This window comes from Microbacterium sp. Cr-K20 (assembly GCF_000708325.1).
Taxonomy (GTDB): domain Bacteria; phylum Actinomycetota; class Actinomycetes; order Actinomycetales; family Microbacteriaceae; genus Microbacterium.
This window is the reverse complement of sequence record NZ_JARE01000028.1, coordinates 136,651-148,913: the sequence shown is the minus strand read 5'-3', so window position 1 is coordinate 148,913 and position 12,263 is coordinate 136,651. Positions and strand designations below refer to the sequence as shown.

Annotated in this window: 12 protein-coding genes; 10 read left to right on the top strand and 2 right to left on the bottom strand. The window is 70.1% G+C overall.

The genetic code is table 11. The features are described from left to right. The coding region (locus GZ67_RS0105250) for an acetyl-CoA carboxylase biotin carboxyl carrier protein subunit (protein WP_029273792.1) at window positions 1-253 on the top strand (253 nt) is incomplete at its 5' end. Between the two features lie 70 nt (window positions 254-323). On the opposite strand, the gene GZ67_RS0105245 is transcribed toward GZ67_RS0105250, so the two are convergent. Beyond that, on the bottom strand, window positions 324-1,772 hold the full coding sequence (locus GZ67_RS0105245) for an NAD(P)H-quinone dehydrogenase (protein ID WP_029262532.1): 1,449 nt from the start codon (window positions 1,770-1,772) through the stop codon (window positions 324-326). A 48-nt stretch (window positions 1,773-1,820) separates the two neighbouring features. On the opposite strand from GZ67_RS0105245, the gene GZ67_RS0105240 reads away from it, so the two are divergent. From GZ67_RS0105240 to GZ67_RS0105230, 3 genes are read left to right on the top strand one after another with little or no spacing between them, the layout of a single operon-like run. Continuing rightward, window positions 1,821-2,654: a purine-nucleoside phosphorylase gene (locus tag GZ67_RS0105240; RefSeq protein ID WP_029262533.1), complete on the top strand. Its 834-nt coding sequence runs from the start codon at window positions 1,821-1,823 to the stop codon at window positions 2,652-2,654. After that, on the top strand, window positions 2,651-4,324 hold the full coding sequence (locus GZ67_RS0105235) for a phospho-sugar mutase (RefSeq protein ID WP_029262534.1): 1,674 nt from the start codon (window positions 2,651-2,653) through the stop codon (window positions 4,322-4,324). Before GZ67_RS0105240 ends, GZ67_RS0105235 begins: the two co-directional genes overlap by 4 nt. A gap of 2 nt (window positions 4,325-4,326) precedes the next feature. Then, entirely contained in the window at window positions 4,327-4,590 is a 264-nt protein-coding gene (locus GZ67_RS0105230) for an HPr family phosphocarrier protein (protein WP_029262535.1), read from the top strand. 8 nt (window positions 4,591-4,598) lie between these two features. On the opposite strand, the gene GZ67_RS0105225 is transcribed toward GZ67_RS0105230, so the two are convergent. Further along, the gene (locus tag GZ67_RS0105225) at window positions 4,599-6,521 is read right to left on the bottom strand and encodes a BglG family transcription antiterminator (RefSeq protein WP_029262536.1); all 1,923 of its coding nucleotides are present in this window, start codon (window positions 6,519-6,521) and stop codon (window positions 4,599-4,601) included. A 166-nt stretch (window positions 6,522-6,687) separates the two neighbouring features. Here GZ67_RS0105225 and GZ67_RS0105220 point away from each other — a divergent pair, with 166 nt between their 5' ends. The 6 genes from GZ67_RS0105220 to GZ67_RS0105195 are packed head-to-tail and all read left to right on the top strand — an operon-like array spanning window position 6,688 to window position 12,190. Then, window positions 6,688-7,005: a PTS sugar transporter subunit IIB gene (locus GZ67_RS0105220; RefSeq protein WP_029273791.1), complete on the top strand. Its 318-nt coding sequence runs from the start codon at window positions 6,688-6,690 to the stop codon at window positions 7,003-7,005. After that, window positions 7,002-7,283, top strand: a complete 282-nt coding sequence (locus tag GZ67_RS0105215) for an HPr family phosphocarrier protein (protein WP_029262538.1) — start codon at window positions 7,002-7,004, stop codon at window positions 7,281-7,283. The genes GZ67_RS0105220 and GZ67_RS0105215 overlap by 4 nt, the downstream gene beginning before the upstream one ends. After that, complete coding sequence (gene ptsP, locus GZ67_RS0105210) at window positions 7,280-8,971, top strand: phosphoenolpyruvate--protein phosphotransferase (RefSeq protein WP_029262539.1); 1,692 nt, start codon at window positions 7,280-7,282, stop codon at window positions 8,969-8,971. The genes GZ67_RS0105215 and ptsP overlap by 4 nt, the downstream gene beginning before the upstream one ends. Then, window positions 8,968-10,605: a PTS mannitol transporter subunit IICB gene (locus GZ67_RS0105205; protein ID WP_029262540.1), complete on the top strand. Its 1,638-nt coding sequence runs from the start codon at window positions 8,968-8,970 to the stop codon at window positions 10,603-10,605. The genes ptsP and GZ67_RS0105205 overlap by 4 nt, the downstream gene beginning before the upstream one ends. Beyond that, window positions 10,602-11,036 (top strand): PTS sugar transporter subunit IIA, encoded by a 435-nt coding sequence (locus GZ67_RS0105200; RefSeq protein ID WP_029262541.1) that lies wholly within the window; start codon window positions 10,602-10,604, stop codon window positions 11,034-11,036. The genes GZ67_RS0105205 and GZ67_RS0105200 overlap by 4 nt, the downstream gene beginning before the upstream one ends. Beyond that, window positions 11,033-12,190 carry a mannitol-1-phosphate 5-dehydrogenase gene (locus GZ67_RS0105195; RefSeq protein WP_029262542.1) on the top strand — a complete coding sequence of 386 codons (1,158 nt, stop codon included), beginning with the start codon at window positions 11,033-11,035 and terminating at the stop codon, window positions 12,188-12,190. Before GZ67_RS0105200 ends, GZ67_RS0105195 begins: the two co-directional genes overlap by 4 nt. The last annotated feature ends 73 nt before the right edge of the window (window positions 12,191-12,263 follow it).

The following is a 12,263-nucleotide window of genomic DNA, read 5'->3' as shown; positions in this document are numbered from 1 at the left end:
GCGGCGCAGCCACGCCACCACGGCCAACGCGGGCGCATCCGGCGACGCGGTGAAGTCGCCCATGCAGGCCACGGTCGTCAAGATCGCCGTCGAAGACGGTCAGCAGGTCGTCAAGGGCGATCTCGTCGTCGTGCTCGAGGCGATGAAGATGGAGCAGCCGCTGCAGGCGCACAAGGACGGCATCATCGGCAACATCAACGCGGATGCCGGTTTGACGGTCTCCGCCGGACACCAGCTGCTCACGATCAGCTGATCCCCGCCTACCCCCGCCTACGAGAAAGGCGCCCCACCGAGGTGGGGCGCCTTTCTCGTCGTCCGGTGTCTCAGGAGATGTTCACGAGGTGCATCGCCCGGCTGGCATCGGTGATGCTGCTCGAGAGCGACGGGTATGCCGCGAACACCCGCGAGACCTGGTCGACCGTGAGGCGACGCTCGACCGCCACAGCGATCGGATAGATCAGCTCGGAGGCCTTCGGGGCCACGATCACGCCGCCGATGACGGTGCCGGATCCCTTGCGGGCGATGAGCTTGACGAAGCCGTCCTTGATGCCCATCATCTTGGCGCGGGGGTTGGCCGCGAGCGGGAGCTTGTAGACCATGCCGTCCGCGACGCCGTCCTCGACGTCCTTCACCCCGTATCCGACCGTCGCGATCTCCGGAGCGGTGAAGATGTTCGAGGTGATCTTGATGAGTTCCAGCGGGATCACGATGTCACCGAGCGCGTGGAAGACGGCCGTGCGCCCCTGCATGGATGCGACCGAGGCGAGCGGGAAGAAGTTCGTGCAGTCCCCGACCGCGTAGACGTTGGGCACCGAGGTGCGCGCGACCTTGTTCACCCGCACGTGACCCGAGTCGTCGAGCTCGACACCGGCCTCCTCCAGGCCGATCCCCGCGGTGTTCGGGATCGAGCCCACCGCCATGAGGCAGTGGCTCCCCTCGACCGTGCGACCGTCGGACAGCGTGACGGTCACGCCCTCCTTCGTGGCCTCGACCTTGTCGGCACGGGACTTCGAGAGCACCTGCATCCCGCCGCGCTTGAACACCTTCTCCAGGACGCTCGCCGCATCCTTGTCCTCACCGGGAAGCACCTGCTCGCGGCTGGAGATGAGCGTGACCTTGGCGCCGAGGTTCATGTAGGCGGAGGCGAACTCCGCGCCGGTCACGCCGGAGCCCACGACGATGAGGTGTTCCGGCAGCGCTTTCATGTCGTACAGCTGCGTCCACGTGAGGATGCGCTTGCCGTCGGGCTTCGCGGAATCGAGCTCACGGGGCGACGCCCCCACGGCCACGACGATGGTGTCGGCCTCGACGCGGTCGAAGTCGGTGCCCTTCTCGCCCGTCGACACCACGATCGCGGTGGGACCCTCGAGGCGCCCGTGCCCGGAGAGGATCCGGACGCCGGCTTCGAGCAGAGTCGCCCGCATATCCTCGGACTGCTGCCCGGCGAGCGCGATGAGACGCTTGTTGACGGCGGCGAGGTTGATCGCGATCTCGGGCTTGAGCGGCTTGCCGTTCTCCCCCTTCGCGTAGAAGTTCACCCCGAGGTCGCTCGCCTCGGAGATGGCCACCGCGGCATCAGCCGTCGCGATCAGGCTCTTGGAGGGCACGACGTCGGTGAGGACGGCCGATCCGCCGACTCCCACCCGCTCGACCAGGGTCACCTCCGCCCCGAGCTGAGCGGCCGCGAGAGCCGCCTCGTAACCGCCGGGACCGCCGCCGAGGACGGCGACGCGCTGAGTGCGCTCGAAAGTGGTGGAAGACATGCAACCCATTCTTCCGCAATCCTGGCCCCGGAGCCTGCACCTTCCTAGAGTGGATCCATGCCCGAAACGCACAGCAATCCTCTCGATGACCCGACCGCGAACCCGTTCGAGGTCGCCGCCCAGGCCGCCGCCGACATCGCGCGTCTGACCGGAGTCGAGAATCACGACATCGCCCTCACCCTCGGCAGCGGCTGGGGCAAGGCCGCCGACATCATCGGCGAGACCGTCGCGACGATCCCCGCCACCGAGGTGACCGGGTTCTCGAAGCCCGCGCTGGAGGGACACGTCGGCACGCTCCGCAGCATCCGCACGCCCGGGGGCAAGAACGTCCTCGTGATCGGCGCCCGCACCCATTACTACGAGGCCCACGGCGTCCGTCGCGTCGTGCACAGCGTCCGCACCGCCGCCGCCACGGGGGCCAAGATCATGGTGCTCACGAACGGCGCCGGAGGCATCCGCGAGACGTGGACACCCGGCCAGCCGGTGCTGATCAGCGACCACATCAACCTCACCGCCGACTCCCCGCTCGAGGGAGCGACCTTCGTCGACCTGACGGACCTGTACGCGAAGCGCCTCCGCGACATCGCGCGCAGCATCGACCCGATGCTCGACGAGGGCGTGTACACCCAGTTCCGCGGCCCGCACTACGAGACCCCTGCCGAGGTGCAGATGGCGAAGCACATCGGCGGACACATCGTCGGCATGTCGACCGCTCTCGAGGCGATCGCCGCCCGCGAGGCCGGCATGGAGATCCTCGGGTTCTCCCTCATCACGAACCTGGCTGCCGGGATCCAGCAGACCCCGCTCAGCCATGCCGAGGTGATCGAGGCGGGCCGCGAGGCCGAACCGGTGATCTCGGCGCTCCTGGCCAGGGTGGTCGAGGCCCTGTGAGCGAGGAGCGGCTCGCACAGGCGCGCGCCTGGCTGCGACAGGACCCCGATCACGAGACCCGCGACGAGCTCGCCGGTCTGATCACTCGAGCCTCCGGCGGGGACGGCGCCGCCGTCGCGGAACTCGACGACCGGTTCCGTGCGCGCCTCGAGTTCGGAACCGCCGGCCTCCGCGGCGAGCTCGGCGCGGGGAGCAACCGGATGAACCGCGTCCTCGTGGCACAGGCGGCCGCGGGATTCGCCGCGTACCTGCGCGAGAAGGCGGTTCCCGGGCACACCCCGACCGTCGTGATCGGCTACGACGGTCGCCGGAACTCCCGAGTGTTCGCCACGGACTCCGCCGAACTCTTCGCCGGCGCCGGTCTGCGCGCGATCCTGCTGCCCCGCCTGCTGCCGACCCCCGTGCTCGCCTTCGCCGTCCGTCACTTCGGCGCGGACGCCGGCGTGATGGTGACCGCGAGCCACAACCCGCCGAACGACAACGGCTACAAGGTGTATCTGGGAGGCGCCGACCAGGGCTCGCAGATCGTCTCCCCCGCGGATGCCGAGATCGCCGCGCACATCCAGCGCACGGCCGACACCGGCTCCGTGGCGGCGCTGCCCCGCTCCGCGGCCTACGAGACCGCCGGCGAGGACGTCGTCGAGGCCTACATCGCGGCCACCGCCGCCGTCGCTCCCGCACCCGCCGGATCCTCCGGCATGCGGTGGGTCTACACCGCCATGCACGGGGTGGGCTGGGAGACACTGTCGCGCATCGTCCGGGACGCCGGCTACCCCCAGCCGTTCGTCGTCGACGAGCAGCTCACGCCCGATGCGACCTTCCGCACCGTCTCGTTCCCGAATCCCGAGGAGCCGGGGGCGATGGACCTCGCCTTCGCGCGGGCCCGCCGTGTGAAAGCGGACTTCATCCTCGCCAACGACCCCGACGCCGACCGCCTCGCCGTCGCAGTTCCCGACGACTCCGCCGCGGACGGCTGGCGTCGTCTGACGGGCAACGAGGTCGGGCTCCTGCTCGGCGCGAGGGCCGCCCGCGCCGCGGCCGGCACCCCCGGAGCCTCGCTCGCCTGCTCGCTCGTGTCGTCGCCCGGACTGGGTGCCGTCGCCGCTCACCACGGACTCGACTTCCACGAGACCCTGACCGGATTCAAGTGGATCTCCCGCGCCCCCGGCATCGTCTTCGGATTCGAGGAGGCGCTCGGGTACCTCGTGAACCCCGAGACCGTGCGCGACAAGGACGGAGTGTCCGCGGCGGTCGCCGTGCTCGGACTCGCCGCCGAGGCGCGAGACCGCGGGGCCACGCTCGTCGATCTGCTCGATGAGTTGGGCGAGACGTACGGGCACTTCGCCAGCGGCCAGGTCTCGGTGCGCGTCGAGGATCTCGCCGTCATCGGCAATGTCATGCTCGCGCTGCGCTCGCTGCCGCCGACACACATCGCCGGACGCAGCATCACGTCGGCCGAAGACCTGCTGCAGGCGGCACCGGGACAGCCCTCCGGCGACGTGCTGCGGTATCGCCTCGGCGACGGCTCGCGCGTCATCGTCCGACCGAGCGGCACAGAACCGAAGCTCAAGGTCTACATCGACGCCAGAGCGGACTCCGCCGAAGCCGCACGCGGTGCCGTGGCCGAGCTCGAGGCGGGAGTGCGCGCCCTGCTCGACGAGCGCTCCTGAGCATGCCCACCCGACGCCTGATCGTCAGCGCGCACAACGGCGCGCACGCCCGGCCGGTGGCCGAGCTCGTGCGACTCGCGCAGTCGCACGGAGCCCCGGTGACCCTGCGCACCGCCGACGGCACGACCGTCGACCTGAGCAGCGTGCTGGCGGTCATGGACCTCGGGATCTCGTCCGGTGACGCGGTCGTGCTCGAGACGGCGGCGTCCGACACCGCGGACGACGTGCTGGATCAGCTCGCCGAGGTGCTCGCGCCTCGGGCGTGAGACGCGGATCAGCCGTCGATCACCGCGACGAGCTCGTCGAGGAAGGCCTCGAACGTGGTGCCCCTGCGGACGATGCGCTGCACGCTCTCGCGCTCGCTGAACACCTCGACCAGCTGCTCGAAAACCGTCTGGAACGCCGCCCGATCGCTCTCGCTGAACGCGGCGAGCGCGACGACCTGCACGCGTCCGCCGCCCCACGCGGCAGAGCCGTCCGCCACACCGATCGCGATGGCCGTGCGGGTCGCCGTCATCTGCAGCGCGTGCGGCACCGCGAGCGCATCCGTGAAGGCGGTCGACGACATCCGCTCGCGCACGATCGTGTTCTCGACGTAGTCCTCGCCGATCAGTCCCGCCCGCACCAGGAGACCACCGAGACGCCTGATGATCGCCTCCTCCCCCTCATCCGGCAACGGGAAGACGTAGGCGTCGGCCAGGAAGTAGCGCGCGAGTTCGCCGCGTAGGCGGGTGAGGCGTCGCCCGCGGCGGACGCGTGCGGCGGCCTGCTGGATGCGGTCGACGTCGGCGTCCGTCAGGAACGGCTGGATGCGGACGAATCGGTCGCCCGCATCCCCCGGTTCGATCGTGCTCAGGACGAGATCGGTGTCGAAGGAGGTCCAGTCGGGATCGACGTTGGTGACGACGGTCGTGACCTCGATCGCCGAGCCGAGTGAGCGGTCGACGCTCGAGCGCAGCAGCTCGTGCAGCTCCTGGTAGCCGGGGCAGACGATCGTGGCCGTCAGGATCGACTCCGCCTTGCGACTGCGCTCGAGTCGCCCGCCGACGTGCATGGCGATGTAGGCGATCTCATCGTCGTGGATGGGTGTGCCGACGCGGTCGTGGAGCCCGCTCGCAATCGAGACCGCCACCTCGAAGATCATCGGATACGTCGTCTTGAGCGAGCGGGTGAGCGGGTTGCGCGTCAGTGCGCTCTCCTCGGCCCGCCGCAGCAGGTTCTGCACGTGCAGGGCGAGTCGGAGGACGAAGGTCTCGTCCACGAGATCGACCTGGAAGTCTTCGGCGGCGCGGGCGATCTCCGCCCGGACCGCGGCTTCGACGGCCGGGTCCACACCGCTGCGCGCGACCTCTCTCGTCGCGTCCTCCCCCGGCGCGACGATCCGGGTCAGGACCAGGGAGGCGAGGTGACCGCTGTCGCCGTCGCCGAGGACCACGTCGAAGTGCTCGGCGGCGAGCCGGGCGATGACGGCACCCACCCGCGGGATCTCCTCCCGGGCACCCGCCGGCGACGACTCGAGGGCGTGCCCCGCGGCCACCCGCTCGGCGGCGATCGCGATGTGCAGCAGCACGTCAGCGATCGCGAGCTCGTTCACGTAGTAGCCGAGCTCGCCGAGTTCCCGCACCAGTGACGTCTTGAACGGACCGACCGCGCTGGCGGCCACCGCAGACCTCGACAGGGCACGCCGGAAGGTCTCCGGATGGAAGGAGGCGTCATCCATCTCGTCGTGCGCGAGTCTGCTGAGCAGGCGCCGCTGGGCGGCTTCGTTCCCTCGCAGTCGCACCCTCTCCCGGTCCCGCTCGAGCGCGAGTTCGGTGCCGTCGAGCAGGCTGCGCACCCTGACCAGGTCCGCCTCGAGAGTCGCCTCACTCACGTGCAGCTCGTCGGCCGTGTCGAACACGTCGATCCCGGCGGGCTCGTCGAGCAGCAGCCGCACCAGCGTGTGCAGACGATCGCGGGGCGCGGACTCGCCGGTCTGGCGCATCCGGAGCGCACCGCGGGCACCGGATCCTGCGCGATACCCGGCCGGGCCGGATTCGATCACGCCGGCCCCCGGGGTCCGTGCGTTCAGCGCTGCCACGTACGACCGGATGCTGCGGGGCGTGACCCCGAGCAGATCGGCGAGGCTGGCAGCCGTCGCCCACCCCTCCTGGCGCAGCAGAGCGGTGAGGAGCAGGTCCTGGCGCTGGCGCGACATGATCCTCCCCTTCCCGCTTGGTGACCGCACTGTCTCGACGTGGTCTCCATGATGTCAGCATGCCGGCATCCCCGGGCGGAAACCGGGGTTCCGCCCGGGCGGAAAGGAACCTGTTGGTGCGGCACCCCTCCTTGTTCCCAGACTGTTCTCAGGAAGGTGGGAATCGATGAGGATCCTCGTGGTGTGCGGCGCCGGCGCGTCGAGCACGTTCGTCGCACTGCGGCTCCGCACTGCGGCGACAGCGGCCGGTCTCGGCTGGGATGCCGTGGCGGGCACCGAGAGTTCCGTCGCCGGCTCCGACCACGACCTCGTCCTCGTCGGTCCGCATCTCGGTGACCGGCTCGAGGCGATGCGCCGCAGCGTGGAAGCGCCCGTCGCCGTGCTTCCTGATGACGTCTTCTCCGACCGTGACGGATCCCGCACCCTCGACTTCGCCCGATCGATCCTCGCCGCCGCCGGCGACACCCCGAAAGGAACATCATGACCGCCACCCGCACCGTACGGATCGGCTCCTCCCACGGACTGCACGCCCGCCCCGCGAAGCTGTTCGCGCAGGCGGCCAAGGACTCGGGCCTCGCCGTGACGATCGCGAAGGACTCGGGCAAACCGGTCAATGCCGCCAGCATCCTCGGCGTGATCTCGCTCGCGATCGAGTACGGCGACTACGTGACCCTGACGGCCGACGGCGACGGGGCCGAAGGCGTGCTGGACACGCTCACCGAGCTCCTCACCACCGACCATGACCAGGACACCGCCGGATGAGCGAGCTGCGCGGGGTGGGCATCGGTCTCGGCGTGGCCCAGGGACCGGTCGTCCGCATGGCCGAGGCGATGCCGGCTCCGGAGAACACCCCGAGCACGGCGGGCGCCGAAACCGAACGCGCGCGAGTACGCGAGGCGGTCGCGACGGTCGCCCGCGAACTGAACGAGCGCGGTGAGGCGGCAGGCGGTGCCGCACAGGATGTGTTGGAAGCGCAGGCGATGATCGCCGAGGATCCGACGCTCCAGGAGGAGGTCGACGAGCGGATCGACGCCGGGGCGACCGCCGAATGGGCGGTGCACGATGCGTTCGCAGGTTTCCGCGCCACACTCGAGGCCGTCGGAGGGTACCTCGGCGAGCGCGCCGCCGATCTCGACGACATCGCGCAGCGCGTCCTGGCGCACCTGCGCGGCGTCGATGCGCCCGGCGTCCCGAACCCGGGACACCCGTTCGTCCTGGTCGCCCGCGACCTCGCCCCGGCCGACACCGCACTCCTGGACCTGGATCAGGTGCTCGCTCTGATCACGACCGACGGCGGGCCGACCTCCCACACCGCGATCCTCGCGAGGGAGAAGGGCATCGTCGCGATCGTCGGCGTCGGCGTCGCGGACGGCACGCAGCTCGTCACGGGCGAGACGGTGATCGTCGATGCCGCCAGCGGCGTGGTCACCCGCGAACCGACGGAGGACGAGAAGGACCGCGCAGCTCAGCGCGCCGCTGCCCGCCAGTCGGCCGACACCGCTCCTCCCACTCCCGGCGCCCTCGCCGACGGCACACCTGTCGCGCTGCTCGCGAACCTGGGGAAGCCCGCAGATGCGGCCGATGCGGTCGTTCGGGGGGCCGAGGGCGTCGGGCTGTTCCGCACCGAGTTCCTGTTCCTCTCCTCGGCACAGGCGCCGACCATCGCCCAGCAACGCGAGTCGTACCGCGAGCTGTTGGCGGCCTTTCCCGGCAAGAAGGTCGTGGTCCGGATGCTCGATGCGGGCGCCGACAAGCCGCTGGCGTTCCTCAACGACGCGCACGAGGAGAACCCGGCGCTGGGGCTGCGGGGTCTTCGGGCGCTGCGCGCGAGCGAAGACATCCTGCGCGAGCAACTGACGGCGCTGGCCGAAGCCGACGCCGTGACCGAGGCCGATCTCTGGGTGATGGCTCCGATGGTGGCAACCGTCGAGGAGACCATCTACTTCACCGGTCTCGCCCGCGAGTACGGGCTGCAGACCGCGGGCGTCATGGTCGAGATCCCGGCGAGCGCCCTGCTCGCTGACCGGGTGCTCGCGCATGCCGACTTCGCCTCGATCGGCACGAACGACCTCACGCAGTACACCATGGCGGCCGACCGGATGCTCGGCTCGGTCGCCGGTTTCCAGGACCCCTGGCATCCGGCCGTGCTCCGCCTGGTGCGCGAGGTCGGCGATGCCGGTGCCCGCCTGGGCAAGCCGGTCGGCATCTGCGGCGAGGCCGCCGCAGATCCGCTCCTCGCCGTCGTGCTGGTCGGCCTCGGCGCCACGAGTCTCTCGATGGCTCCCCCAGCACTGGCCGATGTGCGACACGCGCTCTCCGAACGCACCCCGTCCGAGGCGCGGAGCCTCGCCGAGGCCGCCCTGGCCGCCGACGATGCCTCCTCCGCCCGAACCGCCGTGGCGATGCTCGCCGCGGAACTCCCCCTTCACAAGAAAGAGACGACATCATGACGACGACGTCACCTGCCGCCACCAAACCCGGTGGCCTCCGCGTAGGAGTGCAGCGCTTCGGCACCTTCCTCTCCGGCATGATCATGCCCAACATCGCGGCCTTCATCGCCTGGGGCTTCATCACGATGCTCTTCATCCCCAAGGGATTCTTCGGCGCCGAGAGCCCCTTCGGCTGGCACTGGGCAGGGGTGTCCGAGATCCTCGGCGGCGGTGGTGACTCCGTCATCATCGGGTGGCAGGGCGCGATGACGTCGGTGGCCGAGACCGCCGACGGCAACATCCTCGCGTACGTCGGTCTGGTCGGTCCGATGGTCACATATCTGCTGCCGCTGCTGATCGCCAACACCGCGGGCCGAATGGTCTACGGCGACCGCGGCGGCGTGGTCGCCTCCATCGCCACCGTCGGCGTGATCGTCGGCACGAACATCCCGATGTTCCTGGGCGCGATGATCATGGGACCGCTCGCGGCCTGGATCATGAAGCAGGTCGACCGGCTCTGGGACGGCAAGATCCGCCCCGGGTTCGAGATGCTGGTGAACAACTTCTCCGCGGGCATCCTGGGCATGCTCCTCGCCATCTTCGGGTTCTTCGCCTTCGGCCCGGCCATGCTCGGCATCAGCGCCGCGCTGGGCACCGCCGTCGACTGGCTCGTGGCGGCGCAGCTGCTGCCGCTCGTGTCGATCATCGTCGAGCCGGCGAAGGTGCTGTTCCTCAACAACGCCATCAACCACGGCGTGTTCACCCCGCTCGGCTTCGAGCAGGCGTCGGAGGCCGGCAAGTCGATCCTGTTCCTCATCGAGGCCAACCCCGGCCCCGGCATCGGCCTGCTGCTGGCGTTCAGCTTCTTCGGAGTCGGTGTCGCGAAGGCGTCGGCGCCGGGCGCGGCCATCATCCAGTTCTTCGGCGGCATCCACGAGATCTACTTCCCGTACGCACTGAGCAAGCCGACCACGATCCTCGCGCTCATCGCGGGTGGCGCGGCCGGTGTCACGACGAACATGCTCCTGAACGGCGGGCTCGTGTTCCCGGCGGCTCCCGGCAGCATCATCGCCGTGACCGTCGCGGCCGTCGGTGCGGGCGTTCCGAACCTGCTCGTCGTCTACCTGTCGGTCATCATCGCCGCCACCGTGACGTTCCTCATCACCGGCGTGATCCTGCGGGCCTCCCGCAAGCGCGACCTCGAGGCCGAGGGCGACACCTTCGGTGCCGCGATCGCGCAGACCGAGGCGAACAAGGGCAAGTCGTCCGCGGCGATGGATGCGCTGCGCACGTCGACGGCATCCGCCGCACCTGTGGCGACGGATGCCGCACCGAGCACGACCGCCGTCGCCACGGCGCCGATCGAGCGGATCGTGTTCGCGTGCGACGCCGGTATGGGCTCATCGGCGATGGGCGCCAGCGTCCTCCGCAACAAGCTCAAGAAGGCCGGCATCGAGGACGTGAACGTCACCAACCAGGCCATCGCGAACCTCGACGGCACCGCCGACGTGGTGATCACGCAGCAGCAGCTCACCGAGCGCGCCACGGCGAAGTCGCCGAACTCGGTCCATGTGTCGGTCGACAATTTCATGAACTCGCCCCGCTACGAAGAGGTCGTCGAGATGGTGCGGGCACAGCGAAAGGACACAGAATGAGCGTTCTCACCCCCGAGCAGGTCCGCATCCACCCCGGCGGGGCGACGCGGGACGACGCGCTCCAGGAGGCCACGGACATCCTCGTCGCCGCCGGAGCCGTGACCCCCGCCTACGTCGACGCGATGCGGCAGCGCGAGGAGACCGTGTCGACGTTCATGGGCAACGGCCTGGCGATTCCGCACGGCACCAACGACGCGAAGGACGCCATCCTCGCCTCGGCCCTGTCGGTCGTCCGCTACGACGGCGGTGTGGACTGGGCAGGCGATCCCGCGACCTTCGTGATCGGCATCGCCGGGATCGGTGACGAGCACCTGGAGATCCTCTCCCGGATCGCGATCCTGTTCTCCGAGGAGGACGACGTGGCCCGGCTCTCCGCAGCACAGACCCCGGAGGAGCTCTACGCCCTCCTCTCGGAGGTGAACGAGGGATGAAGGCGGTCCACTTCGGGGCGGGCAACATCGGGCGCGGTTTCGTCGGGCTGCTGCTCCGCCAGGGCGGATACGAGGTCGTGTTCTCCGACGTCGCCGATGCTCTGGTGGACGCGATCAACGCGGTCGACTCGTACACCGTGCACGAGGCCGGCCCCGGAGGGACCGATCACGTCGTCACCGGCTTCCGGGCCGTCAACAGCCGCACGGATCCCGCCGCCGTGGCGGAGGAGGTCGCGACGGCCGATGTCGTCACGACCGCGGTCGGACCGACGGTGCTGCGGTTCGTGGCGCCGTCGATCGTGGCCGGACTCGCCCTCCGTTCCCCCGATGCCGCGCCTCTGCAGGTCATGGCTTGCGAGAACGCGATCGGCGCCACCGATCTGCTCCGCCACGAGATCGCGACGGCGGCAGGGGCGGATGCCGAGACGCTGCTGGCCCGCGCGGTCTTCGCGAACACCGCGGTCGACCGCATCGTGCCGGCACAGCCCGCAGACGGCGGCGTCGACGTCACGGTCGAGCCGTACTACGAGTGGGCGATCGAATCGGGTCCGTTCGGCGGCACGCTGCCGACCATCCCCGGCGCGCACTTCGTCGACGACCTGGCGCCGTACATCGAGCGCAAGCTCTTCACGGTGAACACGGGGCACGCCGCCACCGCGTATTTCGGGGCCCGCGCCGGGATCGACCGCATCTCGGACGCGCTGGCCGATCCCACCATCGCGGCGAGCGTGTCGGCCGCGCTGGAGGAGACGTCGGCCGTGCTGGTCGCCGAGCACGGGCTGGATCCGGCCGACCTCGCGGCGTACCGCGCCACGATCCTCGAGCGGTTCCGCAATCCCGCACTCGTCGACACGGTGCAGCGCGTGGGACGGCAGCCGCTGCGCAAGATCTCGCGGCACGAGCGCTTCGTGGGACCAGCGGCGATGGCTGCGGAGCGCGGCCTGCCGACCGTGGCTCTCGTGGCGGCCGTGTCGGCAGCACTGGAGTTCGACGATCCGGCCGACGAGCAGTCGGTCGAGATGCAGGAGCTGCTGCGCACGGAGGAGCCCGCCGCGTTCACCTCCCGCACCACGGGCCTGGATCCCGAGCATCCGCTGTTCCCCGCCATCCGGGAGGCCGTCGCAGCGCGTCAGCAGCACCTCGGGACCGCCTGACCCCTCGGAACTCGATGCCCCCGCTCACCCGTTACGATCGGTGAGCGGGGGCGTTTTTTCGAGCACACTGACG